Source organism: Streptomyces sp. 3330, from assembly GCF_031456635.1.
Lineage (GTDB): Bacteria > Actinomycetota > Actinomycetes > Streptomycetales > Streptomycetaceae > Streptomyces.
Map to the genome: position 1 here is coordinate 25,737 of NZ_JAVDVA010000034.1, position 23,478 is coordinate 49,214.

Below are 23,478 nucleotides of genomic sequence, written 5' to 3' on the forward strand. Positions count from 1 at the left end.
GCACGGGTTGGGGGTCGGTCTTCCGGCCCCCACCCGCGCAGGCGTGCGGCTGCTTACGGCTCCTGGCTGCCCGACGGCGCCGCGGCCGGCGGCTGCGGGCGCTTTGCGTCCAGACGATGGCGTCCTCTGCGAGCAGCCGCCTCATACTCCTTCGGCGTCTGGGGTACGACCGGTCCGCTCTCCGCCGGCGGACCAGACCGGCGGGCCAGCAGCCGACGGGCCAGCCGCTGGCCGGGCAGCTCCACCAGGTGATAGGTCAGTGCGCTCAGCAACAGCAGAGCCAACAGGAAGGCCGCCACCCAGATCAGCTGGTGGGCCGTGCTGTGGGGATGGCCCGTCCTTTCCATGAGCCAGGACATCGCGGCGATCAGCGGCCGGTGCAGCAGATAAACGGAAAAGCTGACCAGGCCCAGCCAAGTCAGCGCAGCGGACACGCGGCGGTGGCGCAGAAGCATTGCCACGCCGAACAGCGCCCAGCCCGCCAGGAACGCGCTGACCCAGGCGATCGGTGAGGCGGTCCAGGTGCGGATCTGGGCTTGCTTGTCGTCATAGAGGAGCCCGGCCGCCGTACCCGCCACGATGACGAACCCGCAGTAGGCCCACGCCGCACTCCGGGATATCTGTCCTCGCTCGGCGCGGTAGATCACCGTTCCACTGAACATCGTGGCCAGGATCAGCATGCTCTCCCAGGGGGTCGACCGTCCGTCCACGATCATGAGAACCAGGCCGAGTCCCGACAGGAGCGCCGCTCCCGTCATCTGTGCCACGCGACGACCGGTGAGCAGGAACAGCAGCCCCACCACGACGACCAGCGCGGTTCCGGCGACCAGCTGCCGGACAGTGAACTCTGGCCGCAGGCTCCAGGCGGCTGCCCACGGGCCCAGTAGCAGCGCCGCCCCGGCGACCACCACTGCCACCGGCCCGCTACGACGCTGGGCGCCGGCCATGAACAGCAGCGTGACCAGGTAGTAGAAGACCATCTCGTAGGTCAGCGTCCACATCACCGGCAGCCCGCTGCGCAGACCCAGCAGGTCCTGCAACATCGTGGCGTTGGCAACGGAGGCCAGCAGCGGGTGCTCGTGCACCGAGACGTCCACAGCGGAAAAGCGCTGCGGCACCAACACAGCCGCGGCGATGAAAACCACCACGCACAAGGGATAGAGCCGGAACAGCCGCCCGATCCAGAACGCCCGCACATCTCCCCGGCGTTCCAGCGAGGCAGGCACGATGTAGCCGCTAACCAGGAAGAACGCCATCACCCCGAAGATGCCCGGGTCGAACCACTCCCGCACGGCCGCGCCCGTGCCCACGAACAGTTCGGCGCTCAAGTGATGCAGGGCCACAGTCAGGGCCGCAATCCCTCGGACGGCGTCGAGCCACCCGAACCGGGCCGGCGAAGGCACAGATTTCCGTGATCTCACCCGCGGACATTAGCAAGGCTCTGTGCCCCCGCTGAGACCACCCCTACCAGCGGAAATGACCAGATCGACACAACTGAGACAGGGGGCCGGAAATGCCCCTGACGAGGACCGCCCGCACCCGCTGATCATGCTTCGTCCTTCTCGGCGTACACGAACCGGTATCTGGCCGAGGCCGTCGTTCTCGAAGGGTGGGGGCGTGCGCGTCCCACGCCCACTCGGCCGGCATTCTCCGGGCTCGGGTGCTCCCCCGCACCCGCAGTGATATCACCGGCTGCCTTTACCCATTCGCTTAACCCTTGCGGACCGGGCACCCATCGAACGCGGCATGGCACGGCTGAAGTCCTGGCAGATCTTCCGCAGATCCCGCATCAGCCCCAACCGCATGACCGTCCGCCCTCACCGGGGCCGCGGTGCCCAGGCTGTGGTGCCGTCACCCTCGTGGCTCGCGGTGGCGGGCGGGCCGGGTGGGGGCGTGGTCGACTGGCCGGGTGCGTGGTGCGGCGCGGGTCGTAAGGGCGGGCCTGGAGGCGGTCATGGCGGAGGGTGGACCGGACGCGCGGATCGCGGTGGTCACCGGGGCGGCGCGCGACGTGGGAGCGGCGGTGGCACGCCGGCTGGCCCTGCGGGGCATGCGGGTGGCGCTGCTGGGCCGCGAACTTGACTCGTTGCGCCAGGTCGCGGCCGGGCTGGCGACCGAGACGCACTGCTTCGAGGTCGACGTCACCGACGAGGCGGCGCTCCAAGGCGCGGCCCGCAGTATCGGCGCGCGGCTGGGGCCCGCCTCGGTGGTGATCGCCAACGCGGGGATCGCCGCCGCGGGCCCGTTCGCCACGTGCGAGGCTTCGCTGTTCGACCGGGTGGTCGAGGTCAACCTGATCGGGAGCGCGAACACCGCCCGCGTCTTCCTGCCCCAACTCGTCCGTACCGGGGGGTACTTCCTCCAGGTGGCGTCCACCGCGGCGTTCGGTTCGGCGCCGTTGATGAGCGCCTACTGTGCGTCGAAGGCGGGCGTGGAGTCGTTCGCCCAGGCGCTGCGTACCGAGGTGCGTCCGGCGGGCGTGGGGGTGGGCATCGCGTACCTGCACTGGACCGGCACCGACATGATCGCGGCCCTCGACGAGCATCCGGTGCTGCGGGCGCTGCGTTCCCATCAGCCCGCGCCCGCACGCCGCGTGCACAGTCCCGAGCAGGTCGCCGGATGGCTGGTGCGCGGGGTGGAGCGACGCGCGGTCAGCGTCTACGCGTCACCGTGGCTGCGTCTGGTGCAGCCGCTGCGTCCGGTGCTGCCGCTGGTGGTGTCGGCGGTGGCACGGCGGTCGTTGTCGGCCCTGCCGGTCGAAGAGTTGGAGCGGACCACCGGGGTGCTCGGCGCGGGCGGCGCCGCCGACCTGCGGGCGCGCGGCGCGGTAGCGCCGGTGCCGCCCGTGACCCCGCCCCAGACCTGACCGGGGCAGGGCGCGCGGCCCGGGCCGGGGGCCGGAGGGCGGTTCGTAGAGTTTCGGTGCGGAAGGTGTGACTTCGTCCTCCTGGACGGCACGCTCACAGTGGGCGGTCGCGTCGGCGACGGCAGGACCGACTATTCCTGATGCGGCGTGCGACCGGTTGCGTCCCGGCAGCGTGGTACATCGTCTGCCGGACCGGTGCGCGCCTTGACTGCCATCAGTGCCCTGCGTACGGCTCGCACGCGACGCCGTCGCCATCGCGGTCCAGATGCGGCCCGTACCCCGGGTCGCCTGCATGCACGGGCGCAGCGCCCGCGGCCCGTGCCTCGTCGCAGTAGACGTCTGCGTCGGCTGTGCTCGCGGGCGGCGGAGTCGTCGTCTGTTCTGGGGTCGTCTCCGATTGCGTGACCGTTGCGGCGGGCGTCGTCGCCTCGGGGTCCTTCGTCGCCCGCCCCAGCGGATCAGTCACCGAAGGAGGGGAAGCTCCCGCCCTGCTGGCCGGCGCGGGCTCCTGCGGCTCGTCCTCGGTAGCTCCACAGGCTTCGAGCAGCCCGCCGAGCACGATGAACGCGACCAGCCCCAGCACGACGGCCACGGCCCGACCAAACAGCCCTTTGCGTGCCCACCGCCGTCGCGCGCGCCACACCGGGCGGCCGCCTCTCCCGCTGCCAGCCATCGCACCTCCACCTGGCCATCCCCGCGTCCGAGTGCACCACCCGCCCCACCAGCACGCATCTCGACCGCATCGAACCGCGGAGGACCCGTGTCCCGGGTGCCGAGAAGGGGGTAGGCAGTGAGGCACGTGGCCTGCGTCCGACAGGTGTCTACGGATTGTTCCGGCACGTACGGCATGAAGATGGCTCACCGAGGGCCGCTTGGAAACCGTCCGGTCTGCGAGGCAGCCAGTGTGCCCGGGGCGAGGTCAAGGTGCCTGAGGTCGGCTGCGTGCCCAAGAGACGTGGATGCGCACCCTGCGCGAAGAGACGAACGGCTGCCATGAGGCGGGCAGGGTGGGGAGGTACACCGACACCTCACCGTTCCTCTACCGGCGGTAGAGGAACGCGGTAGAGTCGGGTCATGGCGGATGAGACGAGCATCAAGGTGAGCGCGGCGGCGCGGGACCGGCTGGCGCAGCTGGCGGCCGAGCACGGCACGACGATCCGGAACCTGGTGGAGGAGCTGGCGCAGGACACGCCGACCAGGGCCGAGTACGCCGAGCGTGCCGAGCTGGCACGCGCGGAGCTCGCCTCCGCGCTGGGGCAGGCGCCCAGCGCGGAGGCCGAGGCGAAGGCCCGCGCGCTGCTGGAGCGCCTGGCCGGGGCGCAGCACGGCTCGCAGACGGCCGCGTAGTGGCGGCGATCTCGGTCGTCCTGGACCACACGACCGCCACGGCGCTGTACGACCCGAAGGATCCGTTCAACGAGGCGGTCGCCGCGTTCTACGTGCAGGCGTCCGGCGGGCTCGGCAATCTGTATGCGCCGGTGCTGTCGCTGACGGCCGGCGACGCTGAGCGGCCCGGCCTGCTCAGCTACATCAAGGGGCTGCGGTTCATCCGGATCGAGGCGTTCGACACCGACGCAGCCGTCACCGCCACCGGACTGCTGCGCTTCGGGCACTCCTGGGCAGCCGTCCACGCCATCCACGCTTCCCGGCCCTCGGCCGCCCATCCGGCCGGGCGGTTTCTGCTCACGCTGACGCCCAAGGCGTATGCGGGCACCGGCGTCCAGGCCGTTCACCCCGGCCAGTAACCGCTGGCGCTTGAACGCCCCCTCCAGCCCGCGCCGCCCCGGACCTGGCCCCTTGAGCACGCAAGGCCCGGCACTCTCGGCAGGAGGGGCACCGCTCAAGCAGGGCGGTTGCGTTGCCCACCCATTCCCGGGCTGCATACTCGGCGTCTACTGGGAGGCCTGTTCCAGCACCCAGATCTCCCAGCCGAACACGACCAGCGACAGCACTACGGCCGTCGTGCCGAGAGCGACTCCCGCCCGCGCCCGGGACGGAGCCCGGCTGGCACGACGCAGCTCGGTCAGCAGTGCCACTTAACTATCGCGGGCGATCACTCCCTGCTCGCTACCAGCAGCACGTTCACCTGGTCTTCTGGCTGACTCCGTGGAGGCGGCGTCGGTGCGCCCGATCGAGAGACCCATGCAAATTGGCTGATAGGGGCCGTTGCGTGGCGGGGAGCCGACCTTGACCAGGTTCTGCGAGAGCTGGTCCGCTTATGCGCGTTGGGGCGTCGGATTCGGGGGTTGCCTTCGTGACCAGATCTGCTGTGGGAGGGCTGTGCCGCGCCAGAGGCGGCCAGCCAAAGCGGGACCATCCCTGCTCCGGCAAGACGACCCACGTATGAGACTCCGGCGGGGGGTAACGGTCGCCGTCGTGGCCGCCGGCGGAGCCGTGACGACGATGCTGGTCGGGCTCGTCACGAACGCGGTGTCCGAGTCGGAGTGGCCCGGGTGGCTGGGGTGGTTGCAGCGCCATGCCTGGTTCTCGTTCGCGGTGCTGGGCACGGCCATGGTTGGGCTGGCCGTGCTGCTTGCGGCGCTGTCGGAGTCAGGGACGCCGGAAGGCACCCCTGATCCGAGACCCCGGCCAGGGGGAGGGGCGGAACCTCCGGGTGCTGCTCTCGTGCTGAGGTCTCTGCCACGCGATACCACCGCGTTCACCGATCGGTCCGCCGAGCTGGAGGCGTTGGTGCGGTCCGTACGTAACGCGCAGGAGAGTGGCGAGGCACTGCCTGTGCATGTGATCGACGGAATGCCGGGGGTAGGGAAGACAACGTTCGCCGTGCACGCGGGGCATGTGCTGTCGGAGCGGTTTCCGGACGGTCAGCTCTTCGTGAACCTCAACGGGCACACCACGGGAAGACCCCCCGTACAGGCCACCGAAGCGCTGGCCTCCTTGCTGGCGGCAACCGGAGTGCCGGCGCAGCGCATCCCCGTCAGCGATGACCTTGGCGCGGTCACCGAGGCACGGGCGGCCATGTGGCGAAGCCAGCTCGCGGACAAGAAGGCGCTGCTCATCCTTGACAACGCGGCCAGCTATCGGCAGCTGGAGCCGCTGCTCCCCGGCGGGAGCGGCTGTCTTGTGCTGGTGACCAGCCGGAGGCGGCTGGCTGCGTACGAAGAGGTGGTTCTGCCTGTGGGGGCGTTGCCGCCGGAGCATGCGATCGACCTCTTCATACGCCTCAGTGGACGGCCGACAACCTCACTCGATCGTGTCGTCTTGGAGCAGCTGGTGGCGCTGTGCGGGTATCTGCCACTCGGAGTGTCGCTGCTCGCCGCGCGGCTGCGCCATCACCCCTCGTGGGGTGCCGAGGATCTGCGTACGCGGCTGGCTGCAACCCGTGACCGGTTGGGAGAGCTCCGGGCCGGGGAACGTGGGGTCGCCGCAACATTCAGCCTGTCCTATCAGGACCTCACACCTGAGCGGCAGCATTTCTTCCGGTGTCTCGGCCTCTACCCTGGCACGGACCTCGACGTCTTCTCCGGGGCCGCGCTCGGCTCGGTTTCAGTGGCAGTGGCGCGTGAGCAACTCGACGTGCTCTATGACGCCCATCTGATCGACGAGCACCCAGGAAGTCGCTTCCGGCTTCACGATCTCCTACGCGATTATGCTCGCAGTCTCGCCGCCGAGGGAGGCGATATGGAAGCCGTTCAGGCCGTTCAGCGCGTGTGCACCTACTACCTGGCCGCCCTGGCTGTCGCGAACCGCCACATCGGCCGCAGTGGCGCGGCCGCCCCGCCAACTCGGGGAGGCGCCGCCCAGGTCGAGACCCCTCCCGTCGAGTCGCGTACGGCGGCCCTGCGCTGGCTGGAGGACGAGCGGGCCAACGTGTTGGCCTGCATCCGGAGGGCGAACGACCTCACGCTGCATGAGCTGGTGATCCACCTGGCTGCGGCGATGGCGCCCTTCCTGCGTCAGGCCGGCCCCTGGGACCAGGCCGTTGGCCTCCACCGGACAGCCGCCGAGGCCGCTCGGCACACCGGCAACCGGCGGGCGCTGGCGGACGCGCTGGCCGAGCTCGGAGTCGTACGGCGTTTCATGGCGTCCTACCCCGAGGCCATCGAGGCACTGAACGAGGCGGTAGCGGAGTACGAGGCGGTCGGCGAGAAGCGAGGTAAGGCAGACGCTCTGAACCAGGTGGGCATCGTCCGGTACATGATTGCGGACAACGAAGCCTCCGCACGGGCCCAGGTCGATGCCCTCGAGCTCTACCGCGAGCTCGGCGACCGGCTCGGCCAGGCGAACGCACTCGCGGACCTCGGCATGGTGCGCCGGCAGACCAGCCGGTTCGACGCGGCGGTGGAGACGCAAACCGAAGCGCTGTCGATCTACCGTGAGCTGGGCGACCGGTACGGGGAGGCCAACTCCCTGCGGGACCTCGGCATCGTGCACTGTCTCTTGGGCGACTACCAGTTTGCCGCGCAGCACCATCATGAGGCGTTCGACATCTATCGGGAGCTCGACGACCGGGTCCATCAGGCATACGCCCTCAACGAACTCGGAGTCGTACGGCGTCTAATCGGCGATCTAGCTGGAGCGCGGGAAGCACACAGCCGCGCGCTGGAGTACTTCACTGAGCTTGGCGAACGGTTCGGCCGCGCGAACAGCATCCGCCATCTCGGGGTACTGGACCGCATGGACGGGAACGCCACCGCGGCAGTCCAGCTGTTGAATGACGCGCTGGCCTCGTATCGCGATCTCGGCAGCCGTGGTGGGGAGGCCGCCTCGCTGGGCGAGCTGGGTGTGGCACGGGGGGCCGCCGGGGAGCGGAACGGTGCCGTCGAGTCGTTCCGGCGGAGTCTGGAGATCCTGCGGGAGCTCGGCGACCGGTGCGGTGAGACGGAGGTCCTGAACCACTGGGGGACGCTGCTGCGGACGTCGGGTGACTGGGCGCCCGCACGCGAACTCTTCGAGCAGGCACTGGGGCTGGCCCAAGACATCAGCTGCCCGCTGGAGAAGGCACGGGCTCTGGAGGGGATCGGCCGTGTCGACTGGATGGCCGACGAGCGGGCGCGGGCCGAAGAATCTCTGCGTGAAGCACTCGATGAGTACCGGCGGTTGGGCGTGCGCGGAGCGGCAGACACCCTGGAACGGCTGCTTGCGCCGCCGCAAGCGGGGTGAGCCAGGCACGTGGCCGAATTCGGTATGCCGACGATGGTGCCGATGCTGCTACGTTGCGTGCTGGTCTGCTGGCCCAAATTGCTTTCGTGTGCATCGAGGAGCGTCGAATGCCGACAAGCACGCCCGGTCCCGCTGCGGAAGCCCCAGCGCCCGCCGGGGCGTGCGACCCGCACGGTTCGATCGTCCTGGATCGTGTTGCCGTCCGCGTACGGCAGCGGCTGGCAGCCGAGCAGTCCCCGTCGAACCGTACCGGCGAGGGTGGCCACCAGGCTTCGCTGATCTGGACCTGGCCTCTGTAAGCCTTACCCCTCGATGACATCTCGCGAGGACATCGCCCCCTTTCGGTCGTTCATTCTCAAGGTCGCCAACCGCTGCAACATCGACTGCGACTACTGCTACGTCTTCAACTCCGCGGACCAGGCGTGGCGGCACCTGCCCGCCCGGATGAGTATGGCCGTGGCCCAAGCCGCAGGACGGCGGATCGGCGAGCACGCGGCGGCACACGATCTGCGGGAGGTACACGTAGTACTGCACGGCGGTGAGCCCTTGCTGACCGGCCCCCGGCACATGGCGGATCTGCTCGGCGCCGTACGGGAAGGTGTGCCGGCAGGTGCTGTCGTCCGTTTCGAACTGCAGACCAACGGGACCCTCCTCACCGATCCGTGGCTGGACCTCTTCGAGCAGTACGAGGTCGTCGTGGGCGTCAGTCTCGACGGACCGCCTGCTGCGAATGACCGGCATCGGCTCACTCACACCTCGCGGTCGAGCGCCGCCTCGGCCGTCCGCGGAATCCAGCTGCTGCGGTCCCGGCCGCACCTGTACGCAGGGCTACTCGCCGTCGTCGACCTGGCCAACGATCCGGTCGAGGTCCACGACTACCTGGCATCCTTCGAGCCGCCTGCGATCGACTTCGGTCTGCCGCACGGCACTCATGACGAGCCACCGCATCGCAACGACCCATGTGTACCCGAGTACGGGTTGTGGATGAGCCGCGTCTACGACGCCTGGCTCACCCGACCAGAGCACCAGCACAGCGTGCGGATGCTGGAGGACATCGTGGCGCTGAGCTCCGGCGTACGTGGCTCCGTTGAGTCGCTCGGCCTGGCCCCGCAGACGAGCGTCGTGGTCGAGTCGGACGGCACGATCGAGGGCGTGGACACCCTGCGGTCCGTCGAGGATGGCGCCTCCTGGTTGGGGCTCGACGTCTTCAGACAGTCCTTCGACGAGGTCCTTCACCATCCGAAGCTCCTGCACCGGCGAGGCGGGAAGACTGTGCTCGCCGGACAGTGCCAGAGCTGTCCTTTGGTGGAGATATGCGGCGGGGGCTACCTGCCACACCGCTTCAGTACCGAACACGGCTACCGGAATCCCTCCGTGTACTGCGCGGATCTGGAGTACCTCATCCGGCATGTTCAAGGCTCCCTGCGCCAGTACGGCTGGGCCCCCCACGCAGCGACGCCCCCGTAGTCACAAGCCGTGATGTCACACCACGATCATGCGTTGGAACGAGCAAGTGCAGCGAAAAAGCGACAGGAGACCTCGATGACCGTGACGATCCGCCCGGCCGACAGGAGCGACATCGAGGCCCTGGCCGAACTGATCGAGGAAATCGAGCGGTTCTACGGATCGACCGAGATCCAGCCCCTCGAAGAGCGCCGCTCCCAGGTGGAGGAGGCACTCTTCGGCTCCCCGCCGCTGGCATGCGCACTCTTGGTCGAGGACGAGGTTGGCGCTCTCGTCGGGCTCGCCGCCTACTCGTTCCTCTGGCCGGCGGCCGGCTCCTCCCACTCCCTCTTCCTGAAAGAGCTCTATGTCCGTGGCACTCTCCGCCGCCAGGGCGTCGGCGCCCACCTCATGGGCGAGCTCCGTTCCCTGGCCGCCGCGCGTCCCGGATGCAGCCGGGTCGAGTGGATGACGGACCGCGACAACCCCAGCGCGCGCAGCTTCTACAAGTCACTGGGGTTCACAGAGTTCGACGGGAAGATCGTCTACCGTGTGGACACCGGTACGACGTGAGGGTGGGGCGGGGCTGTGTCGGAAGTGCGTTGCGATCGCTGTGACTTCGTCATCGGTCTGGGCTGTGCGTGCCCGCCCGACGGATCCACGCCGAAAGCGCACGCTGCGACCTCACCCCGGCTGGAGTGGCGGCGCTTCGCTGGGGACACGATTCTGATCTCCCCGACGCGGTACGCGCACCTTCCCGGAGCCTGCACCCACCTGACCGAAGATCTGGTCACCGCGCCGCGCTGGGGCTGGATCCCCTCCCCTCCGGCCGGGCTCTGGGACCGGTTGAGCAGCAGCTACCCAGCGACCGCTACAGAGGGAAACACCGCGCGGCAAGCGGTACGGCGGTGCGAGGAGTGCCAGTCAGCGCTGGCGTGACGCGAGCTGACCTGGACTCAGGTGCGAGCACTTTGAGTTTGCCAGGCGGGCAGCCGCAGCGAGGCTCCTATCAGGCGTTCCCGCCCACGCATTACTGACCTTGGCGGATTGGCTTCGGGTGCCGGGGTTGAGGGTCAGGCCGGTTTCGGTGAGGCAGCCGTCGATGAGTTCCGGGTGGCGCTGGATGTGGGCGAGGCCGCGGCGGAGGGTGCGGGTGAGGTGGTCAGGGTCGGTGGATGCGGTGTTGGCCATCGGGTCTCTTCGTAACAGGGACCAGACCCCTTCCACCGGGTTCAAGTCCGGGCTGTAGGAGGGGAGCTGGACGATCGTGAGCCAGTCGTGGCCTGCGGCGTAGTCACGCAGGCCAGCGGTGCGATGGGTGTTGAGATTGTCCCAGACGACGATGATCGGGGCGCCGAGCTGCAGGTGCGCGGACCAGGAGGTCGCGGTAGTCCTGCCAGGCGAAGCTCTTGCGTGCGCCTTTGAGGAGTGAGTGGAAACGGGGCCGGTAGATCATCCGGGACCTCTCGCCGGGCCGGTAGCAGCACATCGCGGCGACCGAGATCCGCCGCCGGGACCGTCCCCGCACTCTCACCACGGGAGTCTGTCCGCGCCGGCCCCAGGTGCGGGCGTGGCGGCGTCATCGCGAAACCGGCCTCGTCCTCGAAGACGATCCAGGCCCCGAGCGCCGCCGCGGTGCTTCCACCTGCGGCCACACGTCCTTCTTCCAGAGCTCGACCGCGCGCTCGTCACGTTCCAGCGCACGGCGGGCCGGGCTCTGCCAGGACCAGCCGTGGCGGTGCAGGAGCCGCCACACCCCCGCGACCGAGCAACTGACTTCGAACTGGCGGCCGATCAGCGTTCTGACACGTTCCAGAGTCCACCGCTGATCTTCCCAGCCATGCGCGGCCGGGCCTTTGGCCAGCTCCTTTTCCAGCACGGCGAACCGCTCGTCCGGCAGCTTCGGCAGTTTCGCGGGTCCCTTCGACTTCAGACCCTCCATGCCGCCTTCACGCCAGTTGCGGCGCCATTGCTCCACCGAACGCTCGCTCACCCGAAGGTCCTTGGCGATGACCGAATTCCTGTCACCTCGAGCGAACCTCCGCCCGGCCTTCAGCCGGATCCCTTCACGCGCAGCCCGCCGCTCAGCAGTCAGGCCCCCACCATCCGCGTACCGCATAGCACCGGCATACCGCAGGGATCACCCAACGTCACCACCCGAAAGCAACCCGAAAAGGTCAGTAGACACTCCCCCACGACGAGTGCCCAACGAGGATCGCCTCCCCCACTTCCAAGGGATCCTCAACGGGGCCAGCTCGCGCGAGCGCAGAATTCTCTCACTCCCAGAGGGCCCCAGCTCCGAGCTGGGGCCCTTCGCTCTACTTCAGGAGATGACTCGGGATCAGTCTCCGAAGGGAATTAGATCGTCGAAGTCCGAGTCGTCCGGAAACTTCGGCGGAATCCATTCTCGGGAGCGCGCAAGCTCCAAGAGTCCTTCGGGAACTTCCACCCGATATTTCGCCACATAGTAGGGATATGAACTGGGCCAGAACCAGACGCCATCCGTCTGAATACTCAGCTCGCCAATCAACGGCCTGCCCGGCGCCAACTCATCATATACCCCACTTCCTGAAATCGCAATATGATGCGAGTTCTGAAGATACGAGGCAATTTCACCCACAGGGCCAAGAAGCTGGCCACGTGAGCTCTCGAGCGTCGGCTGATCGGGCTCTCCCTCGTCGGTATCGCTATAGAAGCCGACTGGTCTGAGTTTCTCTGTCACTTATTTCCTCCCGGCACAAATAGCTTCCATTCTCCGGTTTTACCGTATGACTTTGCGCCAACCCTAAGTCGCCCGTTAGGGAAGGCCCACACCTTTTCCGTCGGCGCCAACACGTTCACACCCAGAGTGTTTGACAGATTCTGCGCCGCCGTCGCGTTGCACGATCCCGTGTCACAGGACAGCAGACGAATGGGACCTCCATCCCACCAGACTCCCATGGATTGCGACATCAGTATATCCATCCTTGGCGGTCGCCTTTGCCGCATATTTCCCGAAGGCTTCTCCGGAATCTGATTTCGGCCCCACTGTCGATGCATGGAAGAAGGGGACAAATTATAGTCACCGAGTGCTGGCAAAACTCCTGCGCCAGGATTCGGGTCAAACTACGCGCCCTGGACTTCCTCGCCCGGAACCGCAAGACGTCGTTCGCCGCGGCGTCGCTGGAGGACGCGCTCCGCCATGCCGCTGTCTGACCGTGCCGGCACACGTCTCGAAGAAGCGCTGGCCACCCACCGTCTCATCGTGTTCGACCTCGACGGTGTGCTCGTGGACTCCAACGAGCTCAAGGTGGGGTGCGTGCGCGAGGCGCTGGCGGAGTTCGGACCGGAGCTCGTGGAACCTTACGTCCACGAGTTCCGCCGGACCTTCGGCCGCTCCCGCCGTGAGCACTTCCTCGCCTTCCACCAGGACCACCTGGGTGGGGAACAGGCCACGGGGGAGGGTTTCGAGACGTTCTACGAGCGCTACGCGGGCGGTTACGCCGAGCTGCTCGCCGAGCGCTACCCCAAGGCGCCGCTCTGCCCTGACGCCGACCGGCTGGTCCGCGGCCTGTCCGAGCGCGGCCTGCCGCTGTACGTGGCCACCGGCACCCTGACCGCCGAGGCGGAGCGGGTCCTGGACGGACACGGGCTGGCCGGCGAGTTCCGGGCTGTGCTCGGCGGCGAGGAGCCCAAGGCGCGACGGCTGTCCACGGCGCTCGCCGCCGTGGGCGCCGCCCCCGGCGAGGCGGTCTTGCTCGGCGACTCCCGGCAGGACCTCCTCGCCGCCCAGGCGGTCGGCATGGGCTTCGTGCTCGTCACCGGGCACGGACTCTTCCCACCCGCCCAGGTGCTCGACGGGGCGGACGGCCGAAGCTCCTTGGTCGCGGCCGGATTGGATCCCGACGGTTTGCTGATCGACACCGGGGCGTACGAGAGTCCTCCGGGGCTCCGACCCGGGCCCCGCATACCCTGAGCCGACCAAGAACACGGGAAACTCCACAGTGACACCTCAGAACGGCAACGAGACCAACCCCGTCGGCCGTGAGCCCCGCGGCCGGCGCGTGGTGATCACCGGCGCCGGCCGGGACTTCGGCCGGACGCTCGCCCTTTTCTTCGCCCGCCGGGGCGACGAAGTCCTGCTCTCCGCCCGGGATCTGGCGGCGGCCGAGCACGTGGCCGACGAGATCCGCGGCCTCGGGTCCGACAAGGTCCACGCCCTGCAGTGCGACCTGTCGGACCCGGCGTCGGTACGTGCCTTCACCGACGAGATCGCCACGGTGACCGACCACGTCGACGTGCTGGTCAACAACGGGGCCCGCTGGCTGCCCGGCGAGGACCTCGCCTCCGCCGCCGACGAGGACATCGCCGCCACCGTCGCCTCGACCGTGACCGGCACCGTCCTCGTCACCAAGCACCTGCTGCCGCTGCTGCTCAAGTCCGACCGGCCCGACGTGGTCAACCTGATCTCGTCGGCTGGCCTCACCGGCAACCACCGTACCCAGGCCCACGCCGCGTTCTACGCGGCCAAGCACGGGCAGGCCGGCCTCGCCGACCTGCTCTCGCCCCAACTGCGCCCGCACGGCGTGCGCGTCATCTCGCTGTACCCGCCCGACTTCACCAACCCGGATCCGCTGGGCCCGGACTGGGACACGACGCCCCGCGCGGCGGGCTGTCAGCTCACCGCCCACTCCCTCGTGGAGTGCGTCATGTTCGCGATCAACCAGCCGCGGGACTGCTTCATCAAGGCGTTCCACTTCGAACAGACCATCTGAAAGAGCACCATGGTTTCCGTCAGTACCAGCACGCCCGTCGTAATCTCCGGCGTGAGCCGGGGCCTCGGCGCCGCCCTGGCCCGGCGCTTCGCCGCACTGGGCCACCCCGTCGCCGGCTGCGGCCGCGACCCCGAGGCCCTGGACGGGCTCCGTGCCGAACTCGGCGAGGGCCACCTGATCACTGGCACCGACGTCACCGACGCCGACGCCGTGGAGCGGTGGGCCGGGGAGACCGTACGGCGGCTCGGCGCGCCCGCCCTGGTCATCGCCAACGCCGGGTACATCAGCCGCCAGGCCCCGGTGTGGGAGACCCGCCCGGCGGACTTCCGCACCACCGTCGACGTCAACGTCGTCGGCGTCTACACCCTGGCCCGCGCTTTCCTGCCCCGCATGGTGACCGGCGGTACCTTCGTCGCCGTCTCCTCGGGCTGGGGACGCAACCCGCGCGGCAGGCTGGCCGCCTACACCGCGAGCAAGTTCGCCGTCGAGGGCTTCACCCGGGCCATCGCCCAGGAGGCCGAGGAACTGCTGCCGGGTGTCCACGCCGTCGCTGTCGACCCGGGCGGCGGCGTGGACACCGACATGCTCGCCACCTGTCTGCCGGAGGAGCACACCGAGTACCCGGGGCCCGAAGCCTGGGCACAGGTGGCGGCCGACTATCTGCTGCACCAGGTACCGAAGGAGCCCAACGGCGCTTCTTTGACCGTTCCTTGGCCCTAGGCCCGGTCGCAGGCCCGGCAGGCGATCCGCACCCCCCACCGGACGAACCCGAAGGAGACGATCGTGTCCGAAGCCGACACCGTGGTGGCCGACCCGTGGGCCAGCAAGACGCGTCAGCACGAAGCCGTTGCGGCCGCCGACCCGGAACTCGCCTTCGACCTGTACGTCCTCGCCGGCCCGGCGGAGCTGACCGCCCATCTGTCGGCCCGACGGGACCGTACGGTCGTCCTGCGGCCCGAGAACTCCGACGACACCGGCTCCGCCGTGCTGGTCCGGCCCGGAGCCGCGCCGCCGGAACCCGAGATCCGGCGGCTGTGGGAACGAGGCGGCCGGATCGTCGCCCACGACCATGTGCCCGGCACACCGTGCTTCGTCAACGGTGTCGTCCTCGACGGCGTGCTCCACCTCACCGACGTCTGGCGGTGCTTCTCGCTGGAGGTGGGCCCCAGGTCACTGCTCACCAGTGTGGTGAACCTCGCCCCCGGCTCGCCGCGCGAACGCGAACTGTCGCACCGGCTGTCGCCCGTGGTGAAGGGCGTCGGCCTGGCCTCGGGACCCGTTACGTTCGAGGCGGTCACGGGCGCCGACGGGACCGTGAAAGTGGTCAAGCTCGCGGCGCGGGCCGCGGGCCACCCCCTGCCGCACCTCTGCTCCCTGCTCGGCCTGCCCGACCAGGCGGCCGTGCTCGCCGGCGGCTCCCGGGCACTGGCCGGACGGCCGGTCGCGCCGGGCTTCGTCGCCGACTACGCCTTCGTCGCCCGCGAAGGCGGCCGGCTGGTCCGCATCGAAGGGCTGGACGAGATCCGGGCGTTGCGCTCCTACGCCGGTGACATCTTCCTGCCGGCTCCGGGCGAGACGATCACCCCGACCACCGGTGAAGGCGGCGCGGGCGCCATCCTGCTGAGGCACCAGGACGAGGAAATCCTGCTCGCCGACGTCGAGTTCTGCCAGAACCGCAATCGGGAGGGCGTCTTCTCCGTCACCGCCGACGCCCGGCGGCCCCTCGGCCGCTGACCTCCCACCTCCTCGGCCGACGAGCACGCCCCCCGCGGTGCACGGACCTTTCTTCCTCCCGGGCGACTTCGCCGCCGAGGCCATACACACACCGCACACTCTCCGCACCGCGGCTGATCCGGGCCGCCGCCCCGTGCAAATCACCCTCCGTACGAGCGGACTGTCGCTCGCGACCTGAAAGGCACCACCGCAATGGAGAACCTCCGCGTCGTCATCACCGGTGCCGCCCGGGACTTCGGGCGCACCCTGGCCATCGTCCTCGCCCGGCAGGGCGCCGAGGTGTTCCTCTCCGCGCGCTGCCTGGAGGGCGCCCGCCGCACCGAGCAGGAGATCCGTGACCTCGGCGGCGAGCGGGTGCACGCGTTCGCCTGCGACATCACCGATCCGGAGTCCGTACGCGCCTTCGCGGACGGCGTCCGGGAGAAGGCCGGCGCCGTCGACGTACTCCTCAACAACGGGGCCAACTGGCTGGAGAGCAAGGACCTGACCACCGCGGACGATGTCGACATCCTCGCCACCACCTCGTCCGCCGGAGGCACCGTCCTGATGGTCAAGCACTTCCTGCCGCTGCTGCGTGCCTCGCAGCGGCCCGACATCGTCACCCTGGTGTCGGCGGCCGCGACGCCGAACTACACCGGCTGCGCGGGCCACGAGGCGTTCTACGCGGCCAAGGGCGGACAGGCCGCGTTCACCGGCATCCTGTCCAAGCGGCTGCGCGCGGAGGGCATTCGCGTCATCTCCCTGTTCCCGCCGGACTTCGACAACATCGACCCGCTGTCACCCGCCTGGGAGGGCGCCTCGCGCACCCCGAAGGACACTCTGACCGCGCAGTCCCTCGCGGAATGCGTCACCTTCGCCGTCGGCCAGCCCCGGGACTGCTTCCTCAGCCAGCTGCACTTCGAGCCCGGCCACTGACCGTACGCCGTGCCGTACGTCCGCACCATCGAAAGGCGACTGCCATGACACTGCTACAGGTTCTGCCCGCCACGGGCGAGGCGAAGCCGCTGCTCACCACCCAGGACCCCGACCGCATCGCGGCCGAACTCGGAGCGTACAGCGCCCGGTTCGAGCGGTGGCCCCTCAAGGACCTGGCGGCCGGCTTCGGCGACGACGACGTGCTCGGCCTGTACCGGACGGAGGCGGACCGGTTCTCTGCCGAGACCGGCCTGGGACATGTCGAGGTGGTCCGGATGGCACCGGACGACTCCGACCCGCGGTGGGCCACCGAGGCCCGTGCCTCCCGTGACCGCTACTTCGACGAGCACACCCACGGCTCGGACGAGGTCTGGTTTTTCGCCCAGGGCCGGTGCGGCTTCTATCTGCGGCTGGCCGACGACGACACCGTCCACGTGCTGATCGCCGAGCCGGGCGACCTGGTGTGCACGCCCGCCGGTGTACGGCACTGGTTCGACATGGGGGAGACGCCCGACTTCGCCGCCCTGCACATCTACGTCGCCGAGACCGACTGGGACGAGGCCTTCACCGGCGACCCGATCGCGTCCCGGTTCCCGCACATGGAGGAGCTGCTGGCCACGGCCCGCTGACCCGCGGACGCCGCGCCCGGCCCCCTTTCCCGATCGCGCCGGGGGTGCCCGGCACCACCGTGCCGCGCACCCCGGGTCAGTCCTGCTCACCCCGAATCTGGAGCGACATGACGTCCACAACCGCGTCCGCCACCCCTGGGCGTACCTTCCGTCCCCGCCGTTACCTCATGTGCCGGCCCGTTCACTTCGAGGTGACGTACTCCATCAACCCCTGGATGGATCCCACCAAGCCGGTCGACGCCGAGCTGGCCGTCGCCCAGTGGGAGCGGCTCTACGCCCTGTACCGCGAACTCGGTCACACTGTCGACCTGATCGACCCGCTGCCGGGTCTGCCCGACATGGTATACGCGGCTAACGGCGCCACCGTGGTGGACGGCAAGGTCCTCGGCGCCCGGTTCCGCAACACGGAGCGTGCCGCCGAGGGCCCGGCCTATCTGGAGTGGTTCCGGTCCCGCGGCTTCACCGAGACCCACAACCCCGAGCATGTCAACGAGGGCGAGGGCGACTTCCTCGTCACCGACAGGTGGATCCTGGCCGGCCGCGGCTTCCGCAGCACCGCCGAAGGCCACCAGGAGGCGCAGGAGTTCTTCGGCCGCCCGGTCATCGGACTGGAGCTGACCGACCCGCGCTACTACCATCTCGACACCGCGCTGACCGTGCTGGACGGCGACGAGATCATGTACAACCCCGAGGCGTTCGCCTCGGGCAGCCGGGAGGTGCTGCGCCGGCTGTTCCCGGACGCCGTGCTGGTCGGATCCGTCGACGCCGCGGTCTTCGGTCTCAACGCCGTCAGCGACGGTCTGCACGTGGTGCTTCCGGAGGCGGCTCAGCAGCTGAGCGGTCAGCTCCGGCAGCGGGGTTTCGAGCCCATCGGCCTCGACCTGTCCGAGCTACTCAAGGGCGGCGGCAGCGTCAAGTGCTGCACGCTGGAGATACGCGGTTGACGATGTCCGCCGGGACGGGCCTGGCCGCTACGCGCGTCGACCGCCGTGGCAGCAAGCCCGTCTCGATCGCCCGGGCGCCAGCCTGGAACCTGAAGTCGGTGCCCAGCAGTGCCATGACTTCGGCGACGTAGCGCCGGTAGGTGCGCACGGACATGGAGAGCTTGCGGGCCGCGACGTCGTCGATGAGCCCTTCCTGGAGGCAGCCGAGGACCTGGCGTAATTCCTCGGCCTGGACGTGTTCCCTGAAGCGCAGGTGCGGGTCGAGTACTGTCGCGGTCGGCCAGATGGCGTCGAAGAGCGCGCGCAGATTCGTCGCCACGGACGTGCTGCGGATGAGTGCCGGGTCGCCCGGGGTGTTCGACACCAGTGTCGCCCGCGTGTCGGAGACGACCGCGGTGAGCCCCGAGAGCGCGGCGAGCCGTACCTCGGCCTTTTCCGGCAACGGTGCGTCGAGGGCGCACCGGGTCCGGGTGACCGGTGGGACGAGTGCCCGCACGGTGACGTCCGCGGCCAGAGTCGGGGTGATCCGGCGAAAGGCGGCAAGGACGGCGGTGGTCGTCCCGGAGTGTTCGCCGATTATCAGGCAGAGGGATTCCGCAGCCTGAGACATTAAGCTTTCGGCTGTTTCTCCCAGGGTTTCGCTGTTTACGGAGAGCTGGGTGACAAGTGAATCGTTCGCCGTCTGGCTACGCCATTGTACGGCCAATGATTCCACCAGACCCCGGACCTTGAGCAGATCCTGCTCCAAAATTTTCATGGTCGGCAGCATGTTTATTCCTTTCAGGGCGTGTCGAACAGCTGTAATTCGGCTGCTCGGGTACCACCGGCAAAACGGGAACTTTCCCCCAGGGACTCCAGGATTCTGGCCACGTGCCGGCGGTACGTGCGCAGGGACAGGCCCAGGTCACGGGCCGCGACCGCGTCCGTGGAGCCGGCGTACAGCCGAGCCAGGACCCCACGCGCGGTGTCGGTGGCGAGATAGGCGTCCAGCAGCAGATAGTCCGGCCAGGGCAGCGAGGCGTCCCAGGCCCCCATGAACAGCGAGGCCAGAACGCGGACCGCGGCCCGGTCGCGAACCAGCAGGCCACCCGTGCCGTCGCCCGGGGCATGGATCAGTGCTGCTTTGACGTCCGTCACCAGGGACTCGGCGAGCGGGCGGCTGGTCACTCGCAGTTCCGCCAGGTCGGCTGCCCCCGCCCGGGCCGACAGCTCCCGCAGTGCCGAGGCGGACCCGAGCACGCGGACGGTGATCCGGCCCGGACCTGCCTCGGGCCGGGCCCTGAGGTCGCTCAGTACGGTGCGTACGGCCGCCAGCTGCCCGCTCCGGCCGGACAGTGAGATCAGCACGGTGCGCCGGGCCTGGGCCACCAGGTCCGTCAGGGTGGCACCGGGTGCCTCCTGCCGCTGGTCGGCGCACAACTCCACGAAACGCGGCGCGGGAAGAGAACGGAATTCAAGAACGGCGGAATCGATTAGATTCCGCGCTTTCATCAGTGCATGTTCCACGGGGTCGTGAGTAAATTGTGTACTTCTTGTTTCAGACTGATCCCGATTGATGGCTCCCCCCCGGTTCTCTTGGTTGAAAAGTTACCCAATAGAGACAGTGCCAGCAAGGGCTTTCCGGGTGTGAAGTGTGTCGTTTGGTCTGATCTTAAGGGTGATGTCCATCACTCTTCTTCGTCAATTGTCGGTCGAGTGTCTTGTTCTGATCGATCGGTGGCGCAATGTGTGTGGCGGTCGATCTATTCGAATGTCACGCCTTAGTACTCCAGCCGTAGTTCGTGATCTCGATCGTGAGGGGCGCCGAGGAGGCAGCTGGCAGCGTCGATCATCTGGACGAGACCGACCACGCCGTCGCGGGCGTTCGTTTCCTTCTCCGCCTACCCGAGTCCACCGAGACGGAGGGCGTTCCTTATCTCGCTGAGCTTCGCGGTCGTCGCCGGGGTCCACTCCTTCGCCTGCTCACCGAGACGGAGGGCGTTCTCAATCTCGCTGAGTTTCGCCGAGGACAGGGCGACCGCCCGCTCGATCAGGTCGTCCCGGGACTCGGTGGTCAGCCACGTGCAAGGGGTAAAGCCCGGACGCGGGAACGCGAACCGAAGCACGCCTTCAAAGGGCAGTCCTTCCACGGCGCCTACTGCCACTTCGACGCCCAGACCGGTGATGTCGACACCCGCCCGAGCGACGACCTGCATCACCCGGATCCCGGACGCGTCGTCTCCCGACAGCAGCACGACCGGCCGCCGCTCGTCGAACTCCACCCACCAGACTTCGCCACGTTGCACATGTCCTCCTGACACAGGACGGCGGGCGGACGCTGCGCGACCCCGACGCGCTGTGGAGACGGGTGCGGCCACCCGTTGATCATCGGTGTGTGAAGACAAACGATCACGCGGTGGCCGCAGGTCACAGCGTAGACCCTGCCCGCTGGCAGGAGGCGTTCGAGGGCCTGATGAGCCGGATAGCGGGACGGTTCACACGGGTCGAACCCCGGTTCCGGGTCCGGAAGTTGGTGCTCGGACTGCTGTCGGACCTGCCACGCAAGAACTGCTGGACCATCGGCGAATGGGCCGGGGAGAGGACCCCGGACGGCATGCATCATCTGCTGGGGCGGGCCAAGTGGGACGCCGACCGGGTCCGCGACGATGTGTGTGACTACGTGGTGGACCACCTGCACGACGACCAGGCGGTACTGGTGGTCGACGAGACCGGGGACGTGAAGGGCACCGGCACGGCCGGCGTCCAGCGCCAGTACACCGGCACTGCGGGCAGGATCGAAAATGCCCAGGTCGCCGTCTACCTGGTCTACGCCGGCCGGCGCGGGCACGCGGCAGTGGACCGGGAACTGTACGTCCCGCGTTCATGGACCTCCGACCCTGACCGCTGCCGGGATGCCGGACTCGACCAGGACACCGCCTTCGCCACCAAGCCGGAACTGGCCACTCGTATGGTTGCCCGGTTCCTGGACGCCGGCCACCAGGCCGCATGGGTCGCCGGCGACGAGGTCTACGGCGGCAACCCCAGGCTGCGAACCGCACTGGAGGAACGCGGCACCGGCTACGTCCTCGCGGTGGCCTGCTCGCCCGAAGTCACCACCGGGGCGGGGAGGTTCCGTGCGGACACCCTGGCCAAGAAGGTGCCCAAGCGGGCCTGGCAGAAGCTCTCCGCAGGCGCCGGGGCCAAGGGCCACCGTTTCTACGACTGGGCAGTCATCGACCTCGCCGCCCCCCGACCCGGGAGTCGTCAGCTGCTGATCCGCCGTAACCGCAGCACCGGCGAACTCGCCTACTACCGCTGCTACTCGCGCGCACCCGTGCCGCTGACCGTGCTGGTCAGAGTCGCTGGATCAAGATGGCGGGTGGAGGAGTTCTTCCAGTCGGGCAAGGGCCTGGCCGCACTCGACGAGCACCAGGTCCGCCGCTATGCCTCCTGGTCCCGCTGGGTCACCCTCGCCATGCTCGCGCACGCCTTCCTCGCCGTCGTACGCGCAGACGAGCACACCCGCCCCGCACCCGATGCCCTCATTCCGCTCACCTGCAACGAGATCCAGCGCCTGTTCATCACACTCGTTGTCCGACCCGTCCACGATGCCACCCACCGGCTCGGTTGGTCCGACTGGCGGCGCCGCCACCAGGCCCGATCCCAGGCCAGCCACTACCGTCGACAAGCCACTCAGGCATGAAGATCACGATCTACGGCTGGAGTACTAACGAGTTGGTGCGTGATAGCGGGTGAGGCGTGTTCGGCCTGGCCGCGGCCGGTTTTCAGACGTTGGCGGTGCGGTCGGAGACGAGGCCAGCGATGGCGCGGTAGGTGTCGGGCAGGACATCTCGCCGGTGTGTCCAGCGGGTCAGTTGCTTCCAGCGTTTGTGATCGGCAAGGGCGTGTTCGACGGTGATGCGGTCGGACGAGTGTCCGTGTCGGTCCCGTTCCCACTGCTCGACTCTGCCGGGCAAGGCTCCCGGCCGTGGTTTTCTGGGCGGTGTGATCGCTTGGCCACGGTGGTCGCGGCTCAGGCCGAGATAGCCGTCGTCCAGGAGGACTTCGACGTCGGGGAAGTGCCGGAAGCAGACGGCGATGCCTTCGTTGCGGGCGGCCGTGGCGTCGTGCATACGCCCAGGTCGCAGGGCATCGGTCCATAACGTGCGGCCTCGCCAGTCGGCGATCACGGTGGCCTTCATCGTGTTCTGCTTCTTCTTGCCCGAGACAAAGGCCCGGCATCCGCCGCGGCTGGCCGGTGGCCGGCGGACCTGAATCTCGGTGGCGTCCAAACGCAGCTCGACGCCTTCGGCCTGAGCATAGGCGAACACATCCGTCAGCGTCCGAAGCCGCAGGCCGGGACGGTCTGGAACCGCGCACCCCCGCTCCGCCAGGAGCCTGCGCACTTCTCCGATCGCCCGGGTGACGGTGGAACGGTCGACACCGAACAGCAGACCCAGCACCGAGTGCGGCAGGTCGTGCCGCAGATGGATCAGCGTGGCCACCAGCCTGTCGACGAACACCAGCTGATGGCTGGCGCCGGCACCCGCGGCACGCTTCCTGGCCCCGCCCCGCGTCGCATGGCGACGACCTTCGACCCCGGCCTGCCACGGCTCGGCCAACTCTTCGACCAGGCACGCGAGATGAAATCGAGAGAGCCCCGTGAACAGCCGATGCGCCAGCACCGTCCGATTGACCATGATCGCCACAGCGGGATCATGTCATCCACCTGACACGACACCTCACCCGTTATCACGCACCAACTCGTTAGGAGCGAGCGCGAGATCAACCAGCGTCCGCACTGGCCCGTCCGTGCACAACAGCGCGTCGCACAACTCGAACAACGCGTCGCCCCGCGCGGTCATGCACGCGTACAGCTCCGACCGGAAGTGTGACACTTCCGCGAACGCATCCCGCAGGACGCCCTGATGCACCAAACTCACGACCACGGCCTTCGCGCTGATCCACTCTGTGACGGAGCACAGGATCAGACGGAGGCCGCCTTCACGTCCGTTGAACTGCGAAAACACCGACTAAGTTCGAGCCGCGTTCGAAGCCGGACCATAAACGACAAGGTCAGTAACTGTTCC

General features: G+C 68.7%; 25 protein-coding genes and 2 pseudogenes. 16 read left to right on the forward strand and 11 right to left on the reverse strand.

Translation table 11 applies throughout. The annotated features are described in order from the left end of the window. Window positions 1-53: 53 nt before the first annotated feature. Complete coding sequence (locus J2X68_RS35715; RefSeq protein WP_310436768.1) at window positions 54-1,421, reverse strand: acyltransferase; 1,368 nt, start codon at window positions 1,419-1,421, stop codon at window positions 54-56. Window positions 1,422-1,707: 286 nt separating this feature from the next. Between J2X68_RS35715 and J2X68_RS35720 the strand changes: the two are divergent. Continuing rightward, window positions 1,708-1,812: pseudogene (locus J2X68_RS35720) on the forward strand (IS5/IS1182 family transposase); the annotation flags it as partial. Window positions 1,813-1,954: 142 nt separating this feature from the next. After that, complete coding sequence (locus J2X68_RS35725; RefSeq protein ID WP_310436769.1) at window positions 1,955-2,866, forward strand: SDR family oxidoreductase; 912 nt, start codon at window positions 1,955-1,957, stop codon at window positions 2,864-2,866. 214 nt (window positions 2,867-3,080) lie between these two features. Here the strand turns inward: J2X68_RS35725 and J2X68_RS35730 are convergent, their stop codons facing one another. Further along, window positions 3,081-3,458 carry an excalibur calcium-binding domain-containing protein gene (locus J2X68_RS35730; RefSeq protein WP_310436770.1) on the reverse strand — a complete coding sequence of 126 codons (378 nt, stop codon included), beginning with the start codon at window positions 3,456-3,458 and terminating at the stop codon, window positions 3,081-3,083. A 482-nt stretch (window positions 3,459-3,940) separates the two neighbouring features. Between J2X68_RS35730 and J2X68_RS35735 the strand changes: the two genes are divergently transcribed. Both J2X68_RS35735 and J2X68_RS35740 read left to right on the forward strand, forming a co-directional pair. Then, window positions 3,941-4,213 (forward strand): hypothetical protein, encoded by a 273-nt coding sequence (locus J2X68_RS35735; RefSeq protein WP_310436771.1) that lies wholly within the window; start codon window positions 3,941-3,943, stop codon window positions 4,211-4,213. Beyond that, the gene (locus J2X68_RS35740) at window positions 4,213-4,611 is read left to right on the forward strand and encodes a hypothetical protein (RefSeq protein ID WP_310436772.1); all 399 of its coding nucleotides are present in this window, start codon (window positions 4,213-4,215) and stop codon (window positions 4,609-4,611) included. Before J2X68_RS35735 ends, J2X68_RS35740 begins: the two co-directional genes overlap by 1 nt. Window positions 4,612-4,758: 147 nt before the next feature. Here J2X68_RS35740 and J2X68_RS35745 read toward each other — a convergent pair whose 3' ends face one another. Beyond that, window positions 4,759-4,902, reverse strand: a complete 144-nt coding sequence (locus tag J2X68_RS35745; RefSeq protein WP_310436773.1) for a hypothetical protein — start codon at window positions 4,900-4,902, stop codon at window positions 4,759-4,761. Window positions 4,903-5,209: 307 nt separating this feature from the next. Between J2X68_RS35745 and haaT the strand changes: the two genes are divergently transcribed. The 4 genes from haaT to haaN all read left to right on the forward strand — a co-directional run bounded on the left by haaT (window position 5,210) and on the right by haaN (window position 10,006). Beyond that, entirely contained in the window at window positions 5,210-7,990 is a 2,781-nt protein-coding gene (gene haaT, locus J2X68_RS35750) for a cyclophane-containing RiPP biosynthesis TPR protein HaaT (RefSeq protein ID WP_310436774.1), read from the forward strand. 107 nt (window positions 7,991-8,097) lie between these two features. Then, window positions 8,098-8,289 (forward strand): HaaA family cyclophane-containing RiPP peptide, encoded by a 192-nt coding sequence (gene haaA, locus J2X68_RS35755; RefSeq protein ID WP_310436775.1) that lies wholly within the window; start codon window positions 8,098-8,100, stop codon window positions 8,287-8,289. Window positions 8,290-8,302: 13 nt separating this feature from the next. Further along, window positions 8,303-9,457, forward strand: a complete 1,155-nt coding sequence (locus tag J2X68_RS35760) for an FxsB family cyclophane-forming radical SAM/SPASM peptide maturase (protein WP_310436776.1) — start codon at window positions 8,303-8,305, stop codon at window positions 9,455-9,457. Window positions 9,458-9,532: 75 nt separating this feature from the next. Next, complete coding sequence (gene haaN, locus J2X68_RS35765) at window positions 9,533-10,006, forward strand: cyclophane-containing RiPP N-acetyltransferase HaaN (RefSeq protein ID WP_310436777.1); 474 nt, start codon at window positions 9,533-9,535, stop codon at window positions 10,004-10,006. Window positions 10,007-10,495: 489 nt separating this feature from the next. Here the strand turns inward: haaN and J2X68_RS35770 are convergent. From J2X68_RS35770 to J2X68_RS35780, 3 genes and pseudogenes are all read right to left on the reverse strand, one after another. Continuing rightward, window positions 10,496-11,016 (reverse strand): annotated as a pseudogene (locus tag J2X68_RS35770) (transposase); the annotation flags it as partial. Beyond that, complete coding sequence (locus J2X68_RS35775; protein ID WP_310436778.1) at window positions 11,013-11,552, reverse strand: winged helix-turn-helix domain-containing protein; 540 nt, start codon at window positions 11,550-11,552, stop codon at window positions 11,013-11,015. The pseudogene J2X68_RS35770 and the gene J2X68_RS35775, both read right to left, overlap by 4 nt. Window positions 11,553-11,774: 222 nt before the next feature. After that, window positions 11,775-12,155 carry a hypothetical protein gene (locus J2X68_RS35780; protein WP_310436779.1) on the reverse strand — a complete coding sequence of 127 codons (381 nt, stop codon included), beginning with the start codon at window positions 12,153-12,155 and terminating at the stop codon, window positions 11,775-11,777. 459 nt (window positions 12,156-12,614) lie between these two features. Between J2X68_RS35780 and J2X68_RS35785 the strand changes: the two genes are divergently transcribed. The 7 genes from J2X68_RS35785 (at window position 12,615) to ddaH (ending at window position 18,409) form a co-directional block, all read left to right on the forward strand. Further along, window positions 12,615-13,388, forward strand: coding sequence for an HAD family hydrolase (locus J2X68_RS35785; protein ID WP_310436780.1), 774 nt, complete (start codon window positions 12,615-12,617; stop codon window positions 13,386-13,388). A 28-nt stretch (window positions 13,389-13,416) separates the two neighbouring features. Next, entirely contained in the window at window positions 13,417-14,187 is a 771-nt protein-coding gene (locus tag J2X68_RS35790) for an SDR family oxidoreductase (protein WP_310436781.1), read from the forward strand. Window positions 14,188-14,196: 9 nt separating this feature from the next. Further along, on the forward strand, window positions 14,197-14,907 hold the full coding sequence (locus J2X68_RS35795; RefSeq protein ID WP_310436782.1) for an SDR family oxidoreductase: 711 nt from the start codon (window positions 14,197-14,199) through the stop codon (window positions 14,905-14,907). 63 nt (window positions 14,908-14,970) lie between these two features. Then, complete coding sequence (locus J2X68_RS35800; RefSeq protein WP_310436783.1) at window positions 14,971-15,921, forward strand: hypothetical protein; 951 nt, start codon at window positions 14,971-14,973, stop codon at window positions 15,919-15,921. A 192-nt stretch (window positions 15,922-16,113) separates the two neighbouring features. After that, window positions 16,114-16,836 (forward strand): SDR family oxidoreductase, encoded by a 723-nt coding sequence (locus J2X68_RS35805; RefSeq protein WP_310436784.1) that lies wholly within the window; start codon window positions 16,114-16,116, stop codon window positions 16,834-16,836. Window positions 16,837-16,880: 44 nt separating this feature from the next. Then, window positions 16,881-17,465 carry a cupin gene (locus J2X68_RS35810; protein WP_310436785.1) on the forward strand — a complete coding sequence of 195 codons (585 nt, stop codon included), beginning with the start codon at window positions 16,881-16,883 and terminating at the stop codon, window positions 17,463-17,465. A 167-nt stretch (window positions 17,466-17,632) separates the two neighbouring features. Then, a complete protein-coding gene (gene ddaH, locus J2X68_RS35815) occupies window positions 17,633-18,409 on the forward strand; it encodes a dimethylargininase (protein ID WP_399041637.1) in 777 nt (258 codons plus the stop codon). Here the strand turns inward: ddaH and J2X68_RS35820 are convergent. The 3 genes from J2X68_RS35820 to J2X68_RS35830 all read right to left on the reverse strand — a co-directional run bounded on the left by J2X68_RS35820 (window position 18,378) and on the right by J2X68_RS35830 (window position 20,694). Next, a complete protein-coding gene (locus tag J2X68_RS35820; protein WP_310436787.1) occupies window positions 18,378-19,178 on the reverse strand; it encodes a hypothetical protein in 801 nt (266 codons plus the stop codon). The genes ddaH and J2X68_RS35820 overlap by 32 nt on opposite strands. An 11-nt stretch (window positions 19,179-19,189) precedes the next feature. Next, on the reverse strand, window positions 19,190-19,900 hold the full coding sequence (locus tag J2X68_RS35825; protein WP_310436788.1) for a hypothetical protein: 711 nt from the start codon (window positions 19,898-19,900) through the stop codon (window positions 19,190-19,192). A 389-nt stretch (window positions 19,901-20,289) separates the two neighbouring features. After that, entirely contained in the window at window positions 20,290-20,694 is a 405-nt protein-coding gene (locus J2X68_RS35830) for a type II toxin-antitoxin system PemK/MazF family toxin (protein WP_310436789.1), read from the reverse strand. 167 nt (window positions 20,695-20,861) lie between these two features. Between J2X68_RS35830 and J2X68_RS35835 the strand changes: the two genes are divergently transcribed. Further along, window positions 20,862-22,091 (forward strand): IS701 family transposase, encoded by a 1,230-nt coding sequence (locus tag J2X68_RS35835; protein WP_310436810.1) that lies wholly within the window; start codon window positions 20,862-20,864, stop codon window positions 22,089-22,091. Between the two features lie 82 nt (window positions 22,092-22,173). Here J2X68_RS35835 and J2X68_RS35840 read toward each other — a convergent pair whose 3' ends face one another. Continuing rightward, window positions 22,174-23,088 carry a transposase family protein gene (locus J2X68_RS35840; RefSeq protein WP_310436811.1) on the reverse strand — a complete coding sequence of 305 codons (915 nt, stop codon included), beginning with the start codon at window positions 23,086-23,088 and terminating at the stop codon, window positions 22,174-22,176. A gap of 42 nt (window positions 23,089-23,130) precedes the next feature. Next, window positions 23,131-23,418 carry a hypothetical protein gene (locus J2X68_RS40375; protein WP_399041651.1) on the reverse strand — a complete coding sequence of 96 codons (288 nt, stop codon included), beginning with the start codon at window positions 23,416-23,418 and terminating at the stop codon, window positions 23,131-23,133. Window positions 23,419-23,478: the final 60 nt, after the last annotated feature.